Annotated in this window: 18 protein-coding genes and 1 rRNA gene; 3 read left to right on the top strand and 16 right to left on the bottom strand. The window is 40.6% G+C overall.

Features of this window, described 5'->3' with window-relative positions; translation table 11 throughout:
• Window positions 1-73 precede the first annotated feature (73 nt).
• The gene (locus tag Q0162_RS01540) at window positions 74-1,528 is read right to left on the bottom strand and encodes a hypothetical protein (RefSeq protein ID WP_297888026.1); all 1,455 of its coding nucleotides are present in this window, start codon (window positions 1,526-1,528) and stop codon (window positions 74-76) included.
• Window positions 1,529-1,664: 136 nt separating this feature from the next.
• Here Q0162_RS01540 and Q0162_RS01545 point away from each other — a divergent pair, with 136 nt between their 5' ends.
• Both Q0162_RS01545 and purL read left to right on the top strand, forming a co-directional pair.
• Window positions 1,665-2,129 carry a hypothetical protein gene (locus Q0162_RS01545; protein WP_297888030.1) on the top strand — a complete coding sequence of 155 codons (465 nt, stop codon included), beginning with the start codon at window positions 1,665-1,667 and terminating at the stop codon, window positions 2,127-2,129.
• 228 nt (window positions 2,130-2,357) lie between these two features.
• Complete coding sequence (gene purL, locus Q0162_RS01550; RefSeq protein WP_297888082.1) at window positions 2,358-6,026, top strand: phosphoribosylformylglycinamidine synthase; 3,669 nt, start codon at window positions 2,358-2,360, stop codon at window positions 6,024-6,026.
• A gap of 196 nt (window positions 6,027-6,222) precedes the next feature.
• Here purL and Q0162_RS01555 read toward each other — a convergent pair whose 3' ends face one another.
• From Q0162_RS01555 to Q0162_RS01575, 5 genes are all read right to left on the bottom strand, one after another.
• The gene (locus tag Q0162_RS01555; RefSeq protein ID WP_297888032.1) at window positions 6,223-6,603 is read right to left on the bottom strand and encodes a transcriptional regulator; all 381 of its coding nucleotides are present in this window, start codon (window positions 6,601-6,603) and stop codon (window positions 6,223-6,225) included.
• A gap of 178 nt (window positions 6,604-6,781) precedes the next feature.
• Window positions 6,782-7,372 (bottom strand): thymidine kinase, encoded by a 591-nt coding sequence (locus Q0162_RS01560; protein WP_095898186.1) that lies wholly within the window; start codon window positions 7,370-7,372, stop codon window positions 6,782-6,784.
• Between the two features lie 3 nt (window positions 7,373-7,375).
• A complete protein-coding gene (locus Q0162_RS01565; RefSeq protein ID WP_297888036.1) occupies window positions 7,376-8,395 on the bottom strand; it encodes a DUF3078 domain-containing protein in 1,020 nt (339 codons plus the stop codon).
• A gap of 53 nt (window positions 8,396-8,448) precedes the next feature.
• Window positions 8,449-10,161: a 1-deoxy-D-xylulose-5-phosphate synthase gene (locus Q0162_RS01570; protein ID WP_297888085.1), complete on the bottom strand. Its 1,713-nt coding sequence runs from the start codon at window positions 10,159-10,161 to the stop codon at window positions 8,449-8,451.
• Window positions 10,157-10,699 (bottom strand): CopD family protein, encoded by a 543-nt coding sequence (locus tag Q0162_RS01575; protein WP_126370577.1) that lies wholly within the window; start codon window positions 10,697-10,699, stop codon window positions 10,157-10,159. Before Q0162_RS01575 ends, Q0162_RS01570 begins: the two co-directional genes overlap by 5 nt.
• A 146-nt stretch (window positions 10,700-10,845) precedes the next feature.
• On the opposite strand from Q0162_RS01575, the gene Q0162_RS01580 reads away from it, so the two are divergent.
• Window positions 10,846-13,137: an inorganic phosphate transporter gene (locus tag Q0162_RS01580; protein WP_297888040.1), complete on the top strand. Its 2,292-nt coding sequence runs from the start codon at window positions 10,846-10,848 to the stop codon at window positions 13,135-13,137.
• A gap of 179 nt (window positions 13,138-13,316) precedes the next feature.
• On the opposite strand, the gene Q0162_RS01585 is transcribed toward Q0162_RS01580, so the two are convergent.
• The 10 genes from Q0162_RS01585 to rrf form a co-directional block, all read right to left on the bottom strand.
• Window positions 13,317-13,949, bottom strand: coding sequence for a DUF417 family protein (locus Q0162_RS01585; RefSeq protein WP_095902409.1), 633 nt, complete (start codon window positions 13,947-13,949; stop codon window positions 13,317-13,319).
• Between the two features lie 145 nt (window positions 13,950-14,094).
• Window positions 14,095-14,919, bottom strand: coding sequence for an AraC family transcriptional regulator (locus Q0162_RS01590; RefSeq protein WP_095898193.1), 825 nt, complete (start codon window positions 14,917-14,919; stop codon window positions 14,095-14,097).
• A gap of 22 nt (window positions 14,920-14,941) precedes the next feature.
• A complete protein-coding gene (gene pgk / locus Q0162_RS01595; RefSeq protein ID WP_297888049.1) occupies window positions 14,942-16,132 on the bottom strand; it encodes a phosphoglycerate kinase in 1,191 nt (396 codons plus the stop codon).
• Window positions 16,133-16,221: 89 nt separating this feature from the next.
• Window positions 16,222-16,722: a cytochrome c gene (locus Q0162_RS01600; protein ID WP_297888057.1), complete on the bottom strand. Its 501-nt coding sequence runs from the start codon at window positions 16,720-16,722 to the stop codon at window positions 16,222-16,224.
• A gap of 159 nt (window positions 16,723-16,881) precedes the next feature.
• Entirely contained in the window at window positions 16,882-17,868 is a 987-nt protein-coding gene (gene hemB, locus Q0162_RS01605) for a porphobilinogen synthase (protein WP_297888062.1), read from the bottom strand.
• A 10-nt stretch (window positions 17,869-17,878) separates the two neighbouring features.
• Window positions 17,879-18,361: a YqiA/YcfP family alpha/beta fold hydrolase gene (locus Q0162_RS01610; protein WP_297888064.1), complete on the bottom strand. Its 483-nt coding sequence runs from the start codon at window positions 18,359-18,361 to the stop codon at window positions 17,879-17,881.
• Between the two features lie 125 nt (window positions 18,362-18,486).
• On the bottom strand, window positions 18,487-18,912 hold the full coding sequence (locus tag Q0162_RS01615) for a septal ring lytic transglycosylase RlpA family protein (protein ID WP_297888067.1): 426 nt from the start codon (window positions 18,910-18,912) through the stop codon (window positions 18,487-18,489).
• 82 nt (window positions 18,913-18,994) lie between these two features.
• Window positions 18,995-20,401, bottom strand: coding sequence for a PorP/SprF family type IX secretion system membrane protein (locus tag Q0162_RS01620; RefSeq protein WP_297888070.1), 1,407 nt, complete (start codon window positions 20,399-20,401; stop codon window positions 18,995-18,997).
• Window positions 20,402-20,410: 9 nt separating this feature from the next.
• Window positions 20,411-23,671 carry a gliding motility-associated C-terminal domain-containing protein gene (locus Q0162_RS01625; protein ID WP_297888073.1) on the bottom strand — a complete coding sequence of 1,087 codons (3,261 nt, stop codon included), beginning with the start codon at window positions 23,669-23,671 and terminating at the stop codon, window positions 20,411-20,413.
• 457 nt (window positions 23,672-24,128) lie between these two features.
• Window positions 24,129-24,238, bottom strand: a 5S ribosomal RNA gene (rrf, locus tag Q0162_RS01630).
• Window positions 24,239-24,418 lie beyond the last annotated feature (180 nt).

A 24,418-nucleotide genomic window follows, 5' to 3' on the forward strand; every position in this document is an offset into this window, starting at 1 on the left:
GAATAAAACATAAAAAAGTTGCCTTCTTCAAAAGAGGACAACTTTTTTCTTTAGGTTATTTTATAATCTCGTACTATTTGCAAGATGAAGTATAATCATCTACTAATTGTATCATACCTTCTTTAGTTAGAGTATTGTATTTGGTTACATCTAATGAAGAACAATTAACGTATTTGCTTAGTATTTTTTGTATTTTCTCAGCACTTTTAGAACCAAAAGTAGCTTTAGTTCCTAAATAAACTGCTTTATCAGCTTTTTTAATCTTCAAGTAGTAATCTTCAGGATATTTGCTGTGAGCCAACACATAGTTTCCGTCCTTTTCATAGAGAATTTCAAAGAACTGAGCAGCTCCTGAAAGCACATTTAGATCTGAACCTCCGTGACCAAAAAAGCCATCTTCACTACCTTTTGCACCTAAGAAACAACGTTCGCCTATACAGAATTTATTGCCGTCTTTAGCTTTAAAGTACAAATCTTTTTCTCCTTCTCTTTTGAGTTTCACTGTAGCTCCATAAGAGGTGAGATCGGACATATTTTTATCTTTACCAATAATCGCATCTACCGATTGGAATTCAATAGTGATAAGACCTTCTTTTTTATCACCTTTAGCATCTATCACGTAACCCGCAGCATCGTAAATATTTACAGTTTGCTTTTTAGCTTCTTCTACCTTTGCATTGTTCTGCTCGTTTACAGCATTCTTTTTATCTTCTATGAATTGGTTGAAACGTTCTGTCATATCGCCAAAAGGGTATCCATTAGCATACAATCTCTTAACAATGCGCTTGTTAGCATCATTCATTTTTGTTAGCTGACTAAATACAGGGAGTTCTTTTTCGTCATAGGTTTTGATGATGAAAAATTCTTTGTCCTTTTGGTTGAAATTATGGTGTTTAGCAGTTGCCACCACATTGCCTTTGCTATCGGTTACTGTAAAGTTGTTGATAACAATACCTCCATCGCCAGATTCTTCTTTTCTTTTGATGAAGCCTATCTTCTTGCCATTTTTAACGATTACCTCACCTTCTACCGAAAGATTATCGGCAGTTGCCAAATTATCTTCAGTTTGATTGGTGTTTTTCTCTTGTTGGAAAATATTATCCCATTTTTCAGAGAAAGGACGATCTGAAGTTTGGAAGAAAGCTGTTACTACCGCAGGGTCAATACCTTTTTCGGTAAGTAAGTTTGTCCCCGATTTGTAAACACAATCGATAACGTATTTCTCTCCAGAGAAAGTAAACTTCACTTTATCAGGAATTTCCACCTCTCTAATCACTCCATTGCCATTAGAGAACTCTATCCAGCGGTGTGGAGCTGTGTTTCCTTGAGCGGTTTCTTCAGTAAGGAAAGCTCTGAACAGCAAATTGTTAGAAAGATCGCTAAATACGAATTTGCCATCTTTTTTCTCAAACTTAGCAACAGGAGTTCCATCTATTTGGAGTTCTCCTTTTTTCACTTTGAAACTTTGAGCACAAACATTCATTACTGAAAGTATGGCTACTAAAAACAAGATTTTTATTCTTTTCATTTGTAAAAACAATTAAATTACGGCTGCAAATGTATGAATATTTCAGCAACAGACAAATAAAATAATGGTTTGTTTGCCAATTGAAAAAAAGTTTATACCTTTGTCCAGTCTTTAATCATAAAAAAGAAAAAGAAAAATGAAAAAATTAAGTATTGTAGCCGTAATGGCAATGGCAATGGTAGCTTGCAACAACAGCAATTCAACGCAAACTACCCAAACAGAAACCACCGAGGTAACCCCTTCTGCTACAGAAGAGATGCCACCCGTAGGAGGTGATAGAGATGCTCACGGCTGTATAGGCAGTGCAGGACAATCGTGGAGCGAGCTCCTGCAAGACTGTATACAAGTATTTGAAGTAGGAACACGCCTCAATCCTGTAGAGGTAAATATGAATGATGCCATAATTAGTGCCTTTATTGTAGCCAAAGAAGGGGATAACAGCCAAGTAGAGCTATTCATCACTACGGAAGAGACCCATCCTCTCTTAAAACAGGAGAAAGACGGCACTTACAAAAATGGTAAGTACGTTTATACCCCTAAAACGCAAGAACTTTCTATCGATGGCAAAGTCGCGTACAAGGGAGAAAAATCTAAAATGTAAAAAATACAAACTCCTTCTTATCTGAAAAAATAAGAGGGAGTTTTTGTTTTTATTGCCAATTGAAAAAAAGTTTATACCTTTGTGCCAATATTGGTGTATCTCTACACTTTGCCAAAGTTTTTAATGGCTCGTCGTGCTACAACTTTTGGCATAGTTGATTAAAGAAACTATATACTAAATACTACCCCTAATTGTGAATTATTAATTGTCAATTGTTAATTGAAAAAGATGCTTCTCTTCTTTAAAAACCCAAAAAACACTATCTATGTGGTAGCTACCGAAGTTACCCTTACTGAGACCGACCTCAACAAATTGAAATGGCTGTTTGGCAATGCCCAGCAACTCCCCTCCCCTACCCTTAGCGGTACTTTCATCGGACCCCGTGCGGCGATGATTACCCCTTGGAGTACCAATGCAGTGGAAATTACCCAAAATATGGACATCCACGGGATTACCCGCATCGAGGAGTTCCACGAACTAACCGACCCCAATACTCCTTTTGACCCTATGCTCTTTGAGCGATACAACGGTCTTACTCAAGATAGCTTTACTATCGATATTCAACCGCAAACAACACTCGAAATCGATGATATCGAGGCATATAACCAGCAAGAAGGACTTGCGCTAAGCGCCGAAGAAGTCGCCTATTTGCAAAATCTTTCTAAAGAACTGGGGCGCAAACTCACCGACTCGGAAGTGTTTGGCTTCTCGCAAATCAACTCCGAACACTGTCGCCATAAAATCTTCAACGGCACTTTTGTTATCAATGGTGAGGAAAAACCTTCTACCCTCTTCAAACTCATTAAAAAGACATCACAAGAACACCCTAATAGCATTGTTTCGGCTTATAAGGACAATGTGGCTTTCATAAAAGGGGCTACTGTCGACCAGTTCGCACCTAAAAGTGCCGATAAACCCGATTTCTACGAGGTAAAACCTTTTGAGGCAGTGCTCTCACTCAAAGCCGAAACCCACAACTTCCCCACTACCGTAGAGCCTTTCAACGGGGCGGCTACAGGTTCGGGAGGTGAAATACGCGACCGTCTCGCGGGCGGACAAGGTTCTTTGCCTTTGGCAGGTACGGCGGTATATATGACGGCTTACCCCCGATTAGAAGAAGACCGCCCTTGGGAAAAAGGAATGGCAGAGCGTAAATGGCTCTACCAAACACCAATGGATATCCTCATCAAAGCCTCTAACGGAGCCACCGATTTCGGTAATAAATTCGGTCAACCACTCATTACGGGTTCACTTTTCACCTTTGAACACGAAGAGGGCGGACGCAAATTAGGCTTTGACAAAGTGATTATGCAAGCAGGAGGCGTAGGTTATGCCAAAGCCTCACAAGCCATAAAGCACACCCCACAAGAAGGTGACAAAATAGTTATCTTAGGCGGTGAAAACTACCGCATAGGTATGGGAGGTGCTGCGGTATCATCTGCCAATACTGGCGCTTTTGGCGCAGGTATCGAGCTCAATGCAGTACAGCGTTCTAACCCCGAAATGCAAAAACGCGCTGCCAATGCAATTCGCGCAATGGTAGAATCGGACGAGAATCCTATCGTTTCTATACACGACCACGGAGCTGGCGGACACCTCAACTGTCTCTCAGAACTCATAGAAGAAACCGGTGGTAAAATTGACTTAGACAAACTGCCCGTAGGCGACCCTACCCTATCGGACAAGGAAATTATAGGCAATGAATCTCAAGAGCGTATGGGATTGGTTTTGCCCGAAAAGGCTATTACCAAACTAAAAACCATTGCCGACCGTGAGCGTGCACCTATGTACGAAGTGGGCGTGGTTACCAGCGACAAGCATTTTAGCATTGCTTCTGCAAAGAAAGGTACCCACCCAATGGATTTAGACCTCAGCGCGCTCTTTGGCAGTTCGCCAAAAACCGTAATGACCGATGAAACAGTAGTTACTAACTACGAAGAGTTACACTACTATACAAGTCAGTTACAGAACTATTTGGTACAAGTATTGCAATTAGAAAGTGTGGCTTGTAAAGACTGGCTTACCAATAAGGTAGACCGTTGTGTAGGGGGCAAAGTCGCCAAACAACAATGTGCAGGCGCACTACAACTCCCCTTGAACAACGTAGGGGTTATGGCTTTGGACTACAATGGCAAAGAAGGAATCGCTACCAGTATTGGTCATTCGCCTCTTACAGCTCTCATCAGCCCTACCGCAGGTAGCCGCAACGCTATTGCCGAAGCACTTACTAACATTGTTTGGGCGCCACTAAAAGACGGCTTACAAAGTGTATCGCTATCCGCCAACTGGATGTGGGCGTGCCGCAATAAAGGAGAAGATGCACGTTTGTACGAAGCCGTAGAAGCCGCTTCTAATTTTGCGATTGAATTGGGTATCAATATCCCTACTGGTAAAGATTCCCTTTCTATGAAACAAAAATACCCCGACGGTGGTGATGTGATTGCCCCAGGCACGGTGATTATTTCGGCGGCTGCCCATTGTACCGACGTGCAAAAAGTAGTAGAGCCCGTATTGAAACGCAATGGAGGTAACATTTATTATATCAACTTCTCGGGCGCTCATTTTGAATTAGGGGGTTCGGCTTTTGCCCAAGTATTAAACAAAATAGGCGACAAAGCTCCTACCGTAACAGATGCCGAAGGCTTTAAAACAGCTTTCAACGTAGTACAATCTCTGATAAAAGAAGGTAAAATACAAGCAGGACACGACATTGGTAGCGGCGGACTTATCACAACGCTCTTAGAGATGTGCTTTGCCGAAAACGACTTAGGGGCTACCATCGATTTGAGCGGACTCTCTGCCGATGAAGACCTTATCAAAACCCTATTTGCCGAAAATGCAGGGGTGGTAATACAAGCCGATAGCAGCATTGAAGCTACTTTAGAAGAAAACTTCTTAGAATGGGCAAATATAGGCGAAGTAACTACTTCACAAGAACTTACTATTCACCATTTCGGTAGAGACTATCATTTCAACATCCCCGAATTGCGCGATGTGTGGTATCTCACTTCTTATTTGTTAGACAAACAACAAACGCAAAACGACAAGGCGACTGAACGTTATCAAAACTATTCTGAACAGCCTCTACAATACACTTTCCCAGCGCACTTCACAGGTGAAAAACCCGCACGCCCCGCAGGCAAACGCCCTATAGCGGCAGTGATACGCGAAAAGGGTAGCAACTCCGAGCGCGAAATGGCAAATGCCCTTTACTTAGCAGGCTTTGATGTGAAAGACGTGCATACTACCGACCTTATCAGCGGACGTGAAACTTTGGAAGATGTACAATTTATAGGGGCTGTAGGTGGTTTCTCTAATTCCGATGTGTTAGGCAGTGCCAAAGGTTGGGCAGGTGCTTTGCTTTACAACGAGCAAGCTAAAAAAGCGTTAGATAACTTCTTTGCTCGCCCCGACACCCTTTCGGTAGGTATCTGTAATGGCTGTCAGTTGTTTATGGAGTTAGAAGTCATCAACCCTGAGCACGCAGAGCACGGCAAGATGTGGCATAATGATAGTGGCAAGCACGAAAGTGGCTTTGTATCGGTAAGCATTCCTGAGAACAACTCGGTGATGCTCTCCACTCTTGCCGGTAGTACCTTAGGGGTATGGATATCACACGGCGAAGGGAAATTCCACTTGCCATTGGCAGAAGCCGAATATAATATTGTAGGTAAATACACTTATCAGGAGTACCCTGCCAACCCTAATGGTTCTGATTACAACACGGCTATGCTATGCGACAAGTCGGGACGCCATTTGGTAACGATGCCTCACATAGAGCGTTCGGTTTTCCCTTGGCAATGGGCATACTATCCGAGTGAAAAAACAGCGGTTAGCCCTTGGTTAGAGGCGTTTATCAATGCCCGCAAGTGGATTGAAGCACGCAATGCTAAATAAAAATGGTAAAGAAAATCTTAAAAAAATAAGTGCTTTAAGTATTAAAATTACGCTAAAAAGGGGCTTTGTGAGCCCCTTTTATATTAAACTTTTGTTAAACTTAAAAATACACTTGACAGGTACTGTTTTATTCGTACCTTTGCATCGCAATGAGGGTGGTAGCTCATTGTAAACTTCAAATAATAGTTTTCATAATTTAAAGTTTTGGTTGGTTAATGAAGAAGTCCGATAATTCTTTTATCGGACTTTCTTTTTTTAATTCTTGCAACATTTCTTCTAAATCAACAGAAAAAGAAGGTAATTGTATTGTAATAGTACTGAAAGGACAATTACTTTTTAGGGTTTTTGTGATATAGATATGCAAGGTATTGACTTTCAATTCAAACACTACATCTTGACACAAGGCATAAATATAATGAGTTTGCTCATTGTATTCAAAATAGAGTTCTTCTTCATAAGCTAATCTACTTATAGAAAAATATTGCTCTTTATTTATAAAAGCTATTTGTAAAAGCTCTCCCCAAGAAGCACGAGGGTTGAGGTTGATTTCTTCAGAAGTAAAAAATAAGGTGTTCATTATGTCTTAAATTATTTTATAGTTTTCAGTACTATCGGTTATAAACTGAACATTTGGATTCTGTGTTCATACTGCAATACTCATAATTCTATTTCTTTTTACGTCAAAGATACAACTTTTTACTCCCCCCTGACACCTGTGCCCTGAAACCTGAAACCTAGCACCTGAAACCTGACACCTACCCCCTATCCCCTGACTTCATTGCTTTATAGAAAGCTGCGCGACTTAGAGGTTCGTAACTATCGGCTTCACCGAGCATTCGCTGTTGATCATTAGCGACTTTGCGGAAACTGTAGTTGGCGAGGTTGCCCGTGCGGGTGCAAACAGCGTGTACCTTGGTAACATATTCGGCAGTTGCCATCAAAAAAGGCATCGGACCAAAAGGTCTGCCCTTGTAATCCATATCAAGCCCTGCTACAATCACACGCATACCGCGATTGGCGAGTTCGTTGCACACATTCACAATTTCATCGTCAAAAAATTGAGCCTCGTCTATGCCCACCACATCGCAACCATCGGCTAAGAGCATAATACTGGAAGCGGCTTCTACGGGAGTTGAGGGGATTTCATTGGCATTGTGCGACACTATATTGGTATCGTCATAGCGGGTATCAAAGGCAGGTTTGAAGATTTCAACCTTCTGTTTAGCAAATTGAGCGCGGCGCAATCGGCGAATCAGTTCTTCGGTTTTACCCGAGAACATCGACCCGCATATTACTTCTATCCAACCCGTTTTTTCGTTGTCGTTTACTGTATTTTCTAAAAACATCGCTTAAAAAGTATATAATACCCCTACTCCTAATATTTGTTTGAGCTGAGTGCGTGCTCCATAATTGTGTTTTTCGCCGTTAGGAGCTGTGTACGAATAGAATTTCACATCGTCATCGTATTTGATATGCACCCCTATACGCGCTTGAACGTAGCTATTCACCTTTAGGTTCAGATTGGTTTCCCAATCCACATCTATATTTCCAAAGTTTTTGAGGTAATCGCCATAGAGGTTAAAGGAGGTGTTGAGCATCATATTTTCCATTATCTTTTTATCCCAACGCCCTGATACTGAAAAACCGAGTTCATTATGCGTGCGTTTTCCTTTTTTGAGGATAGTACCATCGGAGGCACGTACAGCTTTTTCTACCCCAAAAGCTCCGTCATTAGCCAAATTCTGATCAAACACTGCAGTAGTTTTGATGGTAATAGGTGAAAGGAAGAGATTGAATTTGATTTTAGCAGGTGCGTATTCAGCTCCCAAACCGAAGGTTACATAAGCTGGTGCTAAGAATTTAGAGACAGGCTTATCTACATTGGGGTAGTTATAACCATCACTTATCTGGGTAAGAAACTGATAGCGTGCGGTGTAATACCAAAAAGATTTAGAGTCACCTCGATATCCAAATGCGGAAACGATAGACAGTTTATCATCTGTTTTACGCACTTCGCGTCCTTTTTGGGCATTGATACCATAGTTAATTTCGAGTTCGTTATCCCAAAAGAAAGTGCGTTCGTTATAACGACGTCGGAATTTAGCATTCATAATACCTGAAATTGAAGACTCACCCCCTGCGTTCCAATTGGAGAAAGCTACTTCGCTCATATTCAAACCTACTTGGTTGAATTGAAACCATTTATTTTGTTCCTTTTGGTATCGGTTAAAGGTAAATTTGAGTGCCTCAGGATCTTCAATAACCCTAATGGTATCAATTTTTACATCGGCTTGGAAAGCCTTAGCCTTGCGCACTTGTCCCCACGCTGTAGCACTGCAAAGAAGGAGTGCAATAATGAGTTTTTTCATACTGAAAGTGATGCTAAATGATTCAGGGTGCAAAGGTAGGGATAATTTATCAATTAACAAATTGACAAATTGGCAAATCGGCTCATTACTCCCATAAAAGCATCAGGAAGTGTGATGATTTTCAAAGGAATAGTATAATTGTGTTGCGTAACAAATTCGGCTATAGCACTGCCCAATCCTCCCATAGCTCCTTCTTCTACTGTAATGACTTTTTTGTAATTTTGGAAGATATGGTGTAGCATTTCCTCATCCAAAGGCTTGAGAAAACGCATATCGTAATGAGCGTATTTTTCAGCTGTAGTACTTTTTTGGATTTGCTCGGCAACTTCTTCAGCGATAGCACCAATAGTGAGTACCGCTATTTCACTACCTTCTTTTAGCTGCTCACTCTTGCCAATAGGCAATGCCTGAAAAGGTTGTTGCCAATGTTTTTCGTTACATCTACCGCGCGGGTAGCGAATGGCAATAGGGTGTTCTAATGGCTGCTGGGCAGTATAGAGCAGGTGGCGCAACTCGGTAGCATTGCGTGGTGAGGCGATAATGAGGTTAGGAATGGGACGCAAAAATGCCATATCAAACACCCCGTGATGGGTAGCGCCATCTTCGCCTACAAGTCCCGCGCGGTCAATACAGAACACCACAGGGAGATTTTGTAGGGCTACGTCGTGAATGAGTTGGTCGTAAGCGCGTTGCAAGAAAGTGGAATAAATCACACAATAAGGGATAAAGCCGCGTGCAGCCCAACCTGCTGCAAAGGTTACAGCGTGTTGTTCGGCAATACCTACATCAAACACTCTATGAGGGAAAGATTGGTGCATAGTGGTAAGTCCGCTACCACTGCTCATTGCAGGGGTAATGGCAACAATTTTAGGGTTGCGTGTGGCAAGCTGGGTGAGGGTCTGCCCTACTACCTCTTGGTATTTCGCAGGAAGTGAAGGTTTTTCGGGGAGTGGTTCTCCCGTAATTTTATCGAATAGAGCAGGCGAATGGTAACTCACTTGCTGGGCTTCCGCTTTAGCAAATCCCTTGCCTTTGGTGGTAAGCACGTGCAAGAGTCGCACGCCTCTCTCATTTTTTTCTGCTTCAAGAGAGGTAATCAATTCAGGGAGGTTATGCCCATCTACCGTACCTTTGTAAGTGATATTTAAATCGTTGAAGAAAGTTTCATCAGCACCTTTTCTTTGGCGTAACTGCTCGAAATAATTTTTGAGAGCCCCCACAGTAGGGTCGATAGCCATAGCGTTGTCGTTGAGGATAATAAGCATATTCGCATCGGTAGTGCCGGCATAGTTGAGCGCCTCGAAAGCCATACCGCTCACAATTGACGCATCGCCTATCACAGCTATATGCTGGCGGGTGGTATTCCCTTCCAAAGCCGATGCCATTGCCATACCCAAAACTGCCGAGAGCGAGGTAGACGAGTGTCCCGTACCGAAAGTATCGTATTCACTTTCTTCGCGTTTAGGAAAACCGCTAATACCTTCCTTTTCGCGAATATGTGCAAAAGCTTCGTCTCTACCCGTGATGATTTTATGAGCATAGCACTGGTGTCCCACATCCCACACTAATACATCGTCGGGGGTGTTGAACACATAATGCAGTGCGATAGTAAGTTCTACCACTCCAAGACTTGCTCCTAAATGTCCTCCCTTTGTAGCAATAACATCTATAATACGATCGCGCAGCTGTTGTGCCAGTGCTGGAAGTGCTGTTATAGGAGTATTTCTAAGCTGTTGTATATCCATTACATTTGCTAATTCGCTAATTCTTTCCTTTATTCACTAATTTTACGACTAACATAATCAACACACCCATTGCTACAAAAGCTAATAAAGAAGCATACCAGTAGGCAACAAAATAACCTCTAAGCACAACGGCAAAAACTACTACAAAAAGAATAATGGTTGCTACCTCGTTGAGCATTCGCAATTGCACAGAAGTGAGGGTCGTCTGTCCTGCTTGTAAGCGTTTCATTATACGCCACGAATAGTAATGATACCATAGCAAAAAGGCGATGAACAGCAGTTTGACGTGCATCCACCCTTGAGTGAAATACACCCATTGCATTGCGTAGAACATATAAATGCCCGAAAGCACCATCAGTATAAGGGCGGGAACAGTGATGATGTTCCACAAACGCTCTTCCATAAAGCTAAATTGCTTATGGAGAATAGAACGCTCGGGTTCCTCTTTTTCCAAGGCTTCGGTGTGGTAGATAAAAAGGCGCACCATATAAAAAAGTCCAGCGAAGTAGCTCACTACAAAGATGATATGGATGCATTTAGCAATAAGATAATCAATCATTATTAAAAGTTTTTATATAAATTCTAAGTATTTAAAAATACAAAGGTAGTAATATTTTTCGGTTCTACTAAAATTATAACAGAAATAGTGCTTGTTAATTTGCTAATTATATACTATCTTTGCCCTCTCAAACTAGTATAAGTGTTATGGAACAGGTATACATTTTCATGTTGTTCGTATTCTTGGTACTCGCCGTTATTGATTTAGTGGTAGGTGTAAGTAACGACGCAGCAAACTTTCTCAATTCGGCTGTAGGCTCAAAAGTGGCAACTATTCGCACGATTATGATAGTTGCGAGCGTGGGGGTAGCCATCGGTGCTGTTTTCTCGAGTGGAATGATGGAAATTGCCCGCAAAGGGATTTTTAACCCCCAACTCTTCTATTTCGATGAGGTTATGATTATTTTTATGTCGGTTATTCTTGCCGATATTCTCCTCTTCGACCTCTTCAACTCTATTGGGTTACCCACCTCCACTACAGTATCTATAGTTTTTGAACTTTTGGGCGCTGCGATGTGTGTAGCTACAATAAAAACTTTTACAAGTGGCGAACCTCTGTTGAATGCTTTCAACTACATCAACACAGGAGAAGCAGGTAAAATCATTATGGGTATTTTCACCTCAGTAGCCATAGCCTTTACAGTGGGTACCATTGTGCAATACTTAGCCCGATTAGTATTTACATTCAAATATCAAGACAACGTAAAATATGTAGGAGGTGTATTTGGAGGTTTGTCGCTTACAGGTCTTTCCTACTTTATCATTTTTAAAGGACTCAAAGATGTTGCTTTCATTCCTAAAGAAGCCATTGCGTGGATAGATACAAATATAGTACTACTACTCTTTGGCTGTTTTATTTTCTATTCGGTGCTCTCACAAGTGCTTATACGTATGAAAATAAACATTTTTAGGGTAATCATCCTCAGTGGTACTTTTGCTTTGGCGATGGCATTTGCGGGCAACGACTTGGTGAACTTTATCGGGGTACCAGTAGCCGCTTATCAATCGTACGATATATGGCATAACTCGGGTGTAGCACATAATGGTTTGCTAATGGGAGCTTTGGCTGACGGACAAATCACTACCCCCACTTTCTTGCTATTGTTCACTGGCTTTGTGATGATTCTCACCCTTTGGTTCTCCAAAAAAGCGCGCCACGTGATTGATACAGGAGTAAACTTATCACGCCAAAGTGAAGGTGGTGAAGAGAAATTTTCGTCTAACTTCTTGTCGCGTTTTTTGGTGCGTATTACCGTGATTTGCGCTAATGCAGTGGAGTTTGTGATGCCTAAATTTCTTAGCAAGAAGATAGATAGCCGCTTTGAAAAACCAGAACTCGACCCTAATGTAAAAGAAGAAGACCTACCCGCTTTTGACCTTGTGCGCGCAGCTATCAACCTTGTGGTATCGAGTAGTTTGATTGCTGTAGGTACTTCGTTCAAATTGCCGCTCTCTACCACTTATGTAACCTTTATGGTGGCGATGGGTTCATCACTTGCCGATAGAGCTTGGGGGCGCGATAGTGCTGTGTACCGTGTGGCAGGGGTGTTAAACGTAATCGGCGGTTGGTTCTTAACAGCTATCGTGGCTTTCATTGGAGCTTTTATAGTTTCAGGAATATTGTACTACGGAAGTGTGATTGGACTTATAGTGATGATTATGGTAGTGGGCTTTGTACTTATCCGCAACGCCGTGATTTATCGCAATAAACAGAAAGCCAAAGCGCAAGGCAAACGCTTTGAACGCGCTGATTTGGCGACCATTGGCGGGGTGATCAAAGAAAGTTCTAACTATGTATCCGAAACGATTTTCCGCATCGATGAGCTTTATAGCAAGGTGGTGAAAAACCTCGGCACACAAGACCTCGCTAAACTTACCAAAAACAAGAAAAACGCTAAAAAGTTAGAAAAAGAACTCGACGAGCTGAAAGGTAATGTGTATTACTTTATCAAATCGCTGAATGAGAGTTCGGTAGCGTCAAGTAAGTTCTATATACTCATTTTGGATTGCTTGCAGGATATGGCGCAGTGTCTTACCGCTATTACCCTCAACAGCTATGAGCACGTGAACAACAATCACAAGAACCTCAAGTTCAATCAGCTGAGAGATTTGAAATACATTTCGGACAAGATGGAAGAGGTGTTTAAGGCAGAAGCCGAAATATTTAAAGGATCAGACTATAACAAGTTACACATCATCTTTGAAGATTGCAAGGTGTTGAAAAACGAAGTATCAAAAATGGTACAAAAGCAAATTGACCGTATTCGTACCACTGAAACTAGTCATAAAACCACCAAATTGTATTTCAGCATTTTGCTCGAAACCAATGCGCTTATCCGTGCAAACAACAACCTGCTAATGCAGTTTGACGAATACCAAAAACAGCAAAATAAGAAGAAGAAAATAAACCTTATCAATCTTCAAACAGGTAAGAGGTAAGAAGTAAGAGGTAAGAGGAAAAATAAGTTATTTTTAAAAGTGATTGATTATCAGAATAATCAACTTTGGCAAAGGTCGTAGCACGACGAGCAATTAAAACTTTGCCAAAGTGTAGTGATACCAAAAAAAAGAGGCAACTGAGAAGATTTACAGTTGCCTCTTTTTTTACTTTTTATTTCTTATTTCTTAGCTGCTAAAATTCTTCTTGCAGCTTCGGAAGCAGCTATCAAACCACCTGCCGACATTATAATATCTTTCAATACCAAGCGTCCAGCTCCTGATAAGTAAGGGAAACCGTAAGCTGGAGTAGGCATATCACCACCTAAATTAGGTACATACACTTCTGGTGTAGTGATGAGGAAAGAAAGGGTAACGATGCTCATTCCAAAAGTAAGCAATCCTCCTACTACCCCAATTTTAGGTGACCAAATACCCAAAAGGGTTAGCAAACCAATAAAGCATATAAAAGCACCTAAAGCGTAAGAGAAAATATAAGTGTTGTTCTCTTTGTGCCACTCAATATTAGCTTTCACCATCTTGCCTTCAGGGTTTTTGTGCAATTTGTATTGAGCTACTTCTTTGCCTTTGTTAGCTTCACCTGTAACACCGTTCTCATCGATAGCGGTTTTACCTGAATTAGCATAGAAAAAACTCATAAACGGACTGTTAGTCACGAAAGGTACAATGCCATCGGCTTCGTACTGACATACTTTTAAGCCACCTATCCACGCCATTACGATGAAGATAGCAACTCTAATAAAATTCACGAAACTGCGTTCGCTTCCTGCTAAAAATGATAATAATTTCTGCATACTGTTAAAATTGTTTTTGTTAAATAAATCTCCATATATTTTTATAGCCTTTTTCCCCTTGGAGCAATAGGGAAGTTTTCAGGGCGCAAAATTACGGCTTTTTTGGCAAATGCAAATGGATAAAAAAGGTGATTACATAGACATTTTAGTCAGCTTCATTGGCAACAATAGAAATACCTACACTTTCGCGGAAGTGTTTAGGAGAGAGTCCTACATTTTTTTTGAAGAATCTACTGAAATAGAACTCATCTTCGAAATTCAAATCGAAGGCTATTTCTTTGATAGACTTATGCGTGAGGTGCAGTTGCTTTTTGGCTTCTAACACCAATCGCTCTTGGAGGAGTTTGGTAGGTGTTTTCCCAATGAGTTTTTTCAGCTTCTTGCTAAAAGCATCGGGGGTGAGGGAGAGCGCCTCGGCATAGAAAGAGAGGTTGCGCTCGCTAAGGAAATGTTTTTCTAAAAGCTCTTGGAAGTCGGTTGCGAGAGTGTGTTCGGTTTGAGGAGGGGCATCGGTGAGTAAGAGGCTTTTTTCCTTGCTAGAAAGTGCCAAAATAAGCTGAAGATAAGACCGCAGTACCGCTTCTGAAAAAGGATTATTCTCTATAAGTTCAGCAGTTATATTTCTAAATAGATTTTTAACTTCTACAAAAGTAGCTTCTGCCACACTGATATGAGGTTGCAAAAACAGGGCATTGAAGAGGAAACCATTGCAAGCAACTTCTTTTTTGTGGTATTCTATACAATAGAAATCACCGTGAAATTGCAAAAGTTCGGCAGTTGTAATGCTTGCTTCTTGCCACTGAAAGTGCTGAAAAGGAGAGAGGAAAAGCAAGGTGTAACCCTTATAAGTATACGGGGTAGCATCTACTGTAAAGACTCCTGAGCCTTCAAACATAAATATACAATAATTCTCCACACTTGTGGGTGTGGAGAATTGTTGCAAATTGATATGTTCAACAAATAAGGTCATTTTTCACCTAATTGTTTATTGTCTATTCATTGATAGCAGCGATACCAGGAAGTACTAATCCTTCGAGGCTTTCGAGCATAGCACCACCACCGGTAGAAACATAGCTCACTTTGTTTTCAAAGCCAAATTGTTTAACAGCTGCTACTGAGTCGCCACCACCTACGAGTGAGAAAGCACCATTTTTAGTAGCTTCGGCTACATAATCACCTACGGCGATAGTACCTTTAGCAAAATTAGGCATTTCAAACACCCCTACAGGGCCATTCCATAAGATAGTTTTAGAAGCGAGCAATACCGATTTGATATTTGCAAGTGTTTTAGGACCCGCATCAAGACCTTCCCAACCATCAGGGACAGCATTTACAGGTACTACTTGGGTTTTAGCGTTGTTGTCGAAAGCATCGGCTGCTACCACATCGATAGGCAAGTGAACTTCTACACCTTTAGCTTTAGCTTTAGCAAGGATATCGAGAGCGAGGTCGAGTTTATCGTCCTCACAGATAGAGTTACCTACTTTACCGCCTTGTGCTTTAGCAAAGGTATAAGCCATACCTCCACCGATGATAAGGTGGTTTACTTTGTCTAAAATATTTTCGATGATAGTGATTTTAGAAGAAACTTTAGAACCACCAAGGATAGCAGTTACAGGTTTTTCGCCGGTTTTCATCACTTTCTCGATACTTTCAATTTCTTTAGCGAGGAGGTAACCGAAGCATTTATTGTTAGGGAAGAATTTTGCTACGATAGTAGTAGAAGCGTGGGCACGGTGAGCGGTACCGAAAGCGTCGTTCACGTAGATATCACCCAATTTAGCCAATTGTTTAGAGAAGTTTTCATCGCCTTTTTCTTCTTCGTTGTGATAACGCAAGTTTTCGAGGAGTACTACACTACCAGCAGGAGCTGCAGCTACAGCTTTTTCGGCAGCTTCTCCTACGCAATCGTCTACGAAGATAACTTTTTTGCCTAATACTTTTTCTACTTCGCTAACGATATGACGGAGAGAATATTTGTCGTTACGTTCTCCTTTAGGGCGACCTAAGTGGCTCATAAGTACAGCAGTACCACCATCTTTAAGGATTTTCTCGATAGTAGGTTTAGCAGCCTCAATACGAGTGTTATCGGTTACTTTAAAGTTTTCGTCTAACGGCACATTGAAGTCCACACGAATAAGGGCTTTCTTGCCCGCAAAGTTAAAATTGTCTATGGTTTTCATATATTTTATATATAATATTATATTTTCAAGCTACAAAGATACGGATTAATTAGCAAATTAGCAAATTTATAAATTAGCAAATTTGGCAATTATTTTATCGTTCTTAAATACTCAAGTACTTCACGGGCTTGTTGCTCAGTGAGGTTTTGGTTGAGCATTAGGCTTTGGTACTCTTCCACTAATTTTTTAGCGATAGGGTCCTGTTTTTCCATTGCATCGGGGTAGAGTATCATATTCATCAGCCACTCAGGGGTGCGGCGTTCCATTATGCCAATCATTGCAGGACCTATTAGGCGCTTTTTAGGGCGGTGGCAGGCAATACAAAGATTGTTGAAAGTTTCTTCACCTTTGGCAGCCATTGCTGCGTCGGGGGTATCGGCTAAAGGCGGGTTAAGTGTAATAGGTTTTACCCCTTTTTGGTTTTGCCAATCGGGAAAATCGGGTTCAGGGGTGGCTGTAGTGGTTGCCTGAGGGGTAGTAGTTTCGGGGGTGGTGGTATCGTTGCTGTTGTTGTTATTGTTATTGTTAGTGCCGCCACCACAAGCAGTTAGAAGTGCCATAGAGGCAAGTGTTAAAAAGTGTTTTTTCATAGAAAATTTAAATGTAGTTATTTAGTGAGGGCGTTTGCAATATAATAGGAGGCTGTCCTAAAAGTTTTTCTTGGGGAGGGCGTTTGCAAAACGCCCCTACATAACATACTCTAAAAGTGATTGATTATCAGGTTTATGATGCAAAGACGATTCTGTTTTTTACAAGAGTTTTACAACTTCTTTGGCGAAATAGCTTGCGATAATATCGGCACCAGCGCGTTTGATGCTCACGATTTGTTCCATCATCACGGCATCGTGGTCAAGCCAACCCTTGGCAGCAGCAGCTTTGAGCATTGCGTATTCGCCGGATACTTGGTATACCGCTACAGGTACTTCGCTCATATTCTTTACCTCACGAACGATGTCTAAATAACAAAGCCCTGGTTTTACCATCACAATATCAGCGCCTTCCTCTATATCCATACGTGTTTCGCGCAACGCTTCGAGGCGGTTGTGATAGTCCATTTGGTAAGTTTTCTTATCCTTAGGGATATCTTGCTGATCTACAGGAGCACTATCAAGGGCATCGCGGAAAGGACCGTAGAAAGCAGAAGCGTATTTGGCGCTGTACGACATTATCCCCACGTGCTCAAAACTATTATCTTCAAGGGTTTCGCGCAAAGCAAGGATACGACCATCCATCATATCGCTAGGGGCGATAAAATCGGCGCCTGCCTCGGCGTGAGATAGAGCCATACGGCAAAGAGCATCAACGGTAGCGTCGTTCACAATGCGACCCTTCTCTACAATACCATCGTGACCATAGATAGAATAAGGGTCGAGGGCTACATCGGTCATTATAAGCATTTGAGGGGTTGCTTCTTTTATAGTTTTAATAGCCCGTTGCATTAAACCATTTGGATTAGCAGCTTCAGTACCTTTGTTGTCTTTGAGGTTATCGGGGACTTTTACAAATAGTAAAACTGATTTGAGCCCTAAGCTCCAAAGTTCTTTTACTTCTTTTGCCAACAAGTCTAGGCTATATCGGTAATAGCCAGGCATAGAAGCGATTTCTTCTTTTACACCTGTGCCTTCGACTACAAATAGAGGCACGAGGAAATCATCGGGGGTAACGATCGTTTCTTTTACTAAACTACGTATCGTATCATTCACGCGCAAGCGGCGGTTTCTTCTGAGTGGAAACATATTTAATCAATTAATAATTAATAAAAAAGTGTTTTACTTCGTTTTCAAAAATTTCTATGGGATAAGAGTGTTCCATAGTGTTGAGCAAATGAATGGTAACATTGGACAAAGCACTCATATCTTCGCGCAGGACGGCAAGCGATTCCCACGGGGCAATCACAGAGTCTTGTAACCCTATGACTACTTGCATATAAGCAGCATAATCGGGATTAGGCTGGGGATTGAAAGGCATTTCATGTCGATGAGTAAGAGCAGGATTGAATAGCAAGCAAGGTTTGCCTAATTTTTGGGCGAGGTAATAAACTACAAGTCCGCCCAAACTTGACCCGATGAGTACATCGGCAGAGGCGTATTGGTTTTGCAGTTCATCAAATAGGTTAGGGGCATTTCGATAGTTGATAGTAGGGGCGAATATTTCGCCATAATGAGATAGCACATTGCGTCTATCATCTTGCAGAAAGCTATCGAGCCCGTGTAAATAAAGTATTTTCATAATGAGGGCAAAGGTACGAAATAATTAACAAATAACAATTAACAAAGGGTAATTATATCGGTTTAATTTTTTTTGAAAAAGAGAGGTTATAGTGAGAAATTATATAAAATTCAAGTTATTACTTTTTATTTTATAATTTCTATATCTACTTGTAGTAGACCTTTGTTTTTATTATCGGTAATTTCCATAAAAGCTTTTTTGGTGAGGTCGAGTTCTCGGCCTTTGGTAAAGGGACCTCTATCGGTAACTGTGACTAGTACAGATTTACCATTTATGGGATTAGTAACTTTTAGTTGGGTACCAAAGGGCAAGGAAGGATGAGCTGTAGTGAGTTTATTATTGTTAAAAACAGCACCACTAGCGGTTTTTCTTCCATTAAATTTATCGTGATAGTAAGTAGCCGTAACATTAGTTTTATAAACGGTTGTTTTTACATTAGCAGCTGGCTTAGGAGCGTTTTTTTTTGTATGAGAGCGAGTAGTTTGCTGGTGATTGATAGTAGCGCAAGACTGCAAAGCTAAAAGTGCTATAAAGCAAAGGATTTTTTTCATTATAATGTTTTTTAAGTAAAAAGACTGTTCAAAAAGAGTTTCTTGTAGTCACTATTTTGAACAGTCTTTATATTATTGTTTATTATTTACCTACTTTGAGTATCCAAGCTTTAGAGTTTTTAAACTCTGGACGTCGGAGTAGGTTTATAAGTCGTTCCCCTGCATCGCCTCGTGTTTCATAAGGTTTATCGACATAGATATAAGTCAATCCGTTAGGGTGCATGAAGGTAGCGACATCAACTTCGAGTTTTTGTCTGATTTCTTGTGTCATTTTGTAAGCGCCACCCGGGTTGTTGTAAACACCTACGATCACGTAGTAACCAGGAGGGATATTATCGATATCGTCTTCGACTACTTTGATACGTTTGCTCAATTCATCCATAGGAGTTCTAGGTTTAGGAGGAGCAGGAGGAGGTGTTGGTGTTTGAGTAACGGTAACGGTAGGAGTTACGACCTTAGGTTCAGGAGGTTTAACTACAGGAGGTTCTTTTACTACAAGAGGATTTTTAGGTTGCACTTTAGGTTTTTTGATATGGTGTTTACCTCCGAATTGATAAGAGAGCAAGACATCGTAACTACCTCCTTGTTCTGCGATATAGTTGGCAGTACTTTGTTCATAGCCAAAACCTATACTAAGGTGGTTGCTTACATTAAATCCTAGGCCTCCGAAGACGCCATATTTTTGGTCGTAACCGGCGTATACCCATCCCATTTTGACATCGAGCATTATGTTAGCTCCGAATTGGAAATTATCTTTTGTTTTTTTGCCTTTTGCCATTACGCTGAAAAATCCGTCTTCCAAAAAGTTGCTATTGCTTTGTATTTCTTTACGGTACATTACGTGAGCAGTAAGAGATTTTTCGTTGAAAGGCACGGCCATTTCACCTACGGAGAAAGCGTAATCTAAAAGGTTTTCGGCGGTAAGACCGAAGTGCCAATAGCCAAAGTTCACATCTACTCCAGGTTGGAGGTTGATGATGCTGGTAGTTTTAGCGTTTTCAACCAGAGGGTCTTGTACGTTAGAACGGACTTTACTTTTATTAATACCGCTACGGGCGAAGACGAAGTTCAAACCTAGTCTCAAATAGTTATCTCTTGAGATTTCGACTTGATGGACGTAGTTTCCTAAGAGGCCGGTATTAGAGAAGAAGCTAGCATTTCGTTGGAAAATCATTCCGTGAGCCATATTATTTCCGTCGTAGTAATCTTTTTTTCTACTTGCATCGCCTCCCCATTTTTTACCATATGAAAGAGCGAAGGTATTGAATTTTTCGTCTTTAAATCCCATCCATTGATTTCGGTGGAAGAAGGTAATTTGAGATTCGTTTTTGTTAAATATAGGGAAAGCAGGGTGCATGAGATATGTGTTGTATTTCACGGCTGTATGTCCGGGCATTTCATAAGGCAAGTAGTTACCATCGCCTTGAGCCCAAATTGAGCAGGCACCAAGCACAAACGCTATAATGAGTATATTAATTTTAGTTTTCATTGTTTGTTGTTATTTTAAGATGGTAATAGTACCTTTTAAGTCTACATTTTTAGTTACTCCATTTTCAGTATATTCACCTTTAATAGTGTAGATATACATAAGGGCGCGTTTACCAAGGTCTTTGAAGGCATTTGAATTGGCAGACGGCCATTGGTTTTTATAGTTAGTTCCGGAGAATTCTTCTTTACCTTCGATTGTATAAATGGTTACTTTCACTTTTGGGCTAGTGTATTTAGCTGGTATTTCCCAAGTATCGTTGAAAAGGTCTCCATTAGGGGTTACGATATTAGGGACGACATCGACTTTATAGATATCGAGTTGAAAGTTTATAGCATTATCTCCGACAGCGGGGCAGGAAGTTTCTTTTAGGGTATAGTTACCAGCCATATCTTCGGAAGAGATATCAAGGGTTGTGCCATATTTTTGAGTACCATCGTCTTTTACCCATACAAAGTTACCACCAGCAATTTCAATTTCGTTGTCGTTATTTGTTTTTTTAAGTACGACTACATTTTCGCCTACTTGAGCGCTTATTTTTATTCTTGGAGATTGATTTTGTCCTACTTTGGCAATAGAGTTATCAGTTCCTTTGAAACCGAGTTCAAAGAGTCCTAATCGGTAGTTTTCTACTTTTATATGGGCTCTTTTAGGGCAACCGCCATTATTAATTTCTAAGTAGTATTCACCTATAGCATCTATATTAGTTTCATGGGTTTCTGTACCTATTGGGGTATCATTTGTATAGTTAGCACTAGTTACTTTATACCATTTATAGGAGAAGCTATCGGCTATGGTAGCATTAGGGTCGAAGCTATCAGCTGATACTGTAAGGGAGAGCGAACCTCCTTGGCATAAGTATACAGTACCTTTAGCGCCATCGGCTGATGAGATTTCGAAATCAGGGATTGGGGTAAAGGCTATAGCACGTTCGGCAGATGTTTTGATAATGCTAGTGTTGTAGGTTACACGTGCAGCGTATTTAGCTGACTCGGAGTTTCCGGCGCGTAATACTACTAATTGTTGACGGGTTTCGCCTAAAATATCAGTAGCGTCTTTTGTCCATTGGGTATTAAAATAGCGATAGTCTGCGCGTTTTACTTCTACTTCTTGTCCACTACTACTTAGTTTTGCTTTTATTTTTTGTATTTCGAGAGTAGTTTGAGATCGGGTTTCGCAATCGGCAGAAGCAACAGCAAGGGTACCTATTTTCACATCAGTGATATCGGCGATAGTTTCGAAATAGATGGGGTCGAGGGTCTTTACGGTACCGCAGTTACCGTTATCGGTAAGTTTTACGGTATATACATCGACAGAAGTTGGGGCTGATGAAATGGTAAGTTGTGTACCAGTTTCGCCTGGGATCACAGCACCATTTTTACTCCATTCAATAGTAGGAGATGTCATATTATGGGATACTTGTAGGACGTTTGTTTTCCCGTGGTAATAGATTTCACGGGTATTAATATCTTCGGCCCAACGAGCTGTGATAGTAGTTTTCTTTACGACTACAGAGTTAGAGGTAGCAGGGCATCCTCCTGAGCTTGCAGCTACGGTAGCATAGTAGACACCTGTACCTTCTGCAGAGTACTCAGTTTTTCCTACACCTTCGGCTACTTTCACATTATCTTTAAACCAAGTATAGGTAGCTGAAGGGGAAGCACCTGTAGAGACAGAGAGGGTAGCAGTACCTTCGCAAAATTCTAAAGAGTTATTACCTCCGTTTATTTTCAAGGCATTAGCGTCTTGTAATTGAATATCTAATTCATTAGAGTCAGGGATTGTAAATCCAGTAGCAGTAACTTTGAGTTTGTATTTACCGTTTTGTAAAGCGCTATTCAGGGGCAGTTCTTTTTGGGTAGCTCCAGGTACATCGGCATAGGCACCGGAGGTATTAGCTTGCCATTGAAAGGAGAAAGCGGTATAGTCGGAAGGGTCTACAGAGAGTTCGGTAGATCCTATTACAGCTGTAATTTTATCGATAGCTAAAGTAACAGCGTTGGTGGTACAAGGCTGGAAAGGGTTTTTGGTTTTGATAGCAACTTTAAAGTTATCGGGGGCGTTTAGAGTAATTTCGTTGGTAGTAATAGTAGCGGCACAGCCAGCGGTTTGTACAACTTCGGCTTTATAGGTACCAGCTGTATTGGCTGTATAGGAAGCAGCTGTTTCTCCTGCAATTTCAGCACCATTTTTAAACCATTTGTATTGAGGGCTTTGTGCGGTAGTTGTCACTGAGAAGACACGGGTTTTTCCAGGCATCAAGACAGTGCTCGCTGTAGTAGCAATTGACGCAGTTATATTATCCTTACGAGAGATTGTTAAGCGGTTAGATTGCACATCGCAACTACCTCCACTTCCTACTTGCACATAGTAGTTACCAGCGAGGTTTTGCCCTACGGGAATGGTATAAGTATTTACACCTTGGGTTTCGCCCAATTTAGTATTATCGCGATACCAAATAAATTTAGCTGAAGCATTTGGGGGTGTAGCAGTAAGTGTAAAAGCCTCACTTTCGCACACTTCAGTAGCTGAAGAGGCAATGGTAACGGATTGATTACCTGAAACTTTTACTTCTATACTTTGAGAATTTGTATTGTTAGGGCAATTTGTTTCATAGTCTATAGCTGCATAATAATATCCAGCTTCTGAGACAGTAAAGGTAGGCCCAGCATTTCTTTGAAGAGGGACGCGATTACTACCTACCATTTTACCCCACACATAGCGATAGTTAGAAACAGGTTGCCCACTGGGGAGGCTCACTACTTTTAATTCTTGAGTATGACCAGGGCAAAGAGTTACATTTTGAGGAGTTACTGTTACCCCTGTAGCAAGCATATAGACAGCCTCGAATTCTTCAGAACCAGCAACACCATCCTTATTGATAGCGATTACTTCGGAAGCGGGGCTTGTACTTCTTACTCGAATTTTGTATTTTTTACCAAAAGTACTTACAGGGAAAGAAAATTTATCTTCTTCTGCCTCAAAACTTGTTTGATTTTGTCTTTTTGGAGTTACTGTTTTTAGAAGAGTAGGATTATCAAAACTTCCATTAGGATCTGACAACTCAATATAAAAAACATTATTAGCATTAAACCAGGGTCCATCCCAATAAAAAAAGACTTTCCAATTATTATAAGAAGCGCTAATACAAGCGCTACCGAATTGTCTTCTTGCTACTCTTAAATGACCTTGTGTTTGTGCATAGAACTCCTGTACTCCTGAGAAGATTAGGAGTAATAGTACAAGGTACTTAAAAAAACTTTTTACTTTCATCTGATCTAATTTAAAAAACATTGCTATAAGAAACATGCTTATAAAGCACGATAAATCGCACAAAAGTACAAAAAAGAAAAATACCATACAAATATGAGTGTGAAAATATTTTAGCACATGGTAAAAAAAATAACTCTTAAAACATGGAGTGATTTACTACAACACTTTGTTTAACAATAAATTACAAATAATTAAAGTGTGAAAATATTACTTTTTACACAAGAGAGATTTAACATTTGTTTAAGATTTAAATCTACAGATAATATTTTAAAGTTGTAAAAGTAAATGTACACCTCTTCTTTATCTTAGAAAGGAAACAATAAAACTTCCTACAAAGCAAAAAACTCCCCAACGCATAATGCCTTAGGGAGTTTTTACTTATTATCATTTCTATTTGTTCAATTCATCATAATTCACAATAAAAAAGAGCAACTCTTTATCAGAATTGCTCTTTATAAGAAGGCGGCGACATACTCTCCCACGTGACCGTAGTACCATCTGCGCTAAAAGGTTTAACTGCTCTGTTCGGAATGGTAAGAGGTGAGACCTTTGACTATAACCACCTTAAATCGTTTTAGGTAAGAGGTGAGAGGTAAAAGATAAGAGCTTCTTAAAACTCTTTTTTGTATCTTATCCTAAAATACCAATTCCTAATCATATTTTTAACATATAGGGATAAAAAACATATTTTAACTAACTCTCTTTTAAAAAGAATGCTGCGCGAAAAGTCTACGGGTGATTAGTATT

The organism is uncultured Capnocytophaga sp. (assembly GCF_937936315.1).
Taxonomy (GTDB): Bacteria; Bacteroidota; Bacteroidia; order Flavobacteriales; family Flavobacteriaceae; genus Capnocytophaga.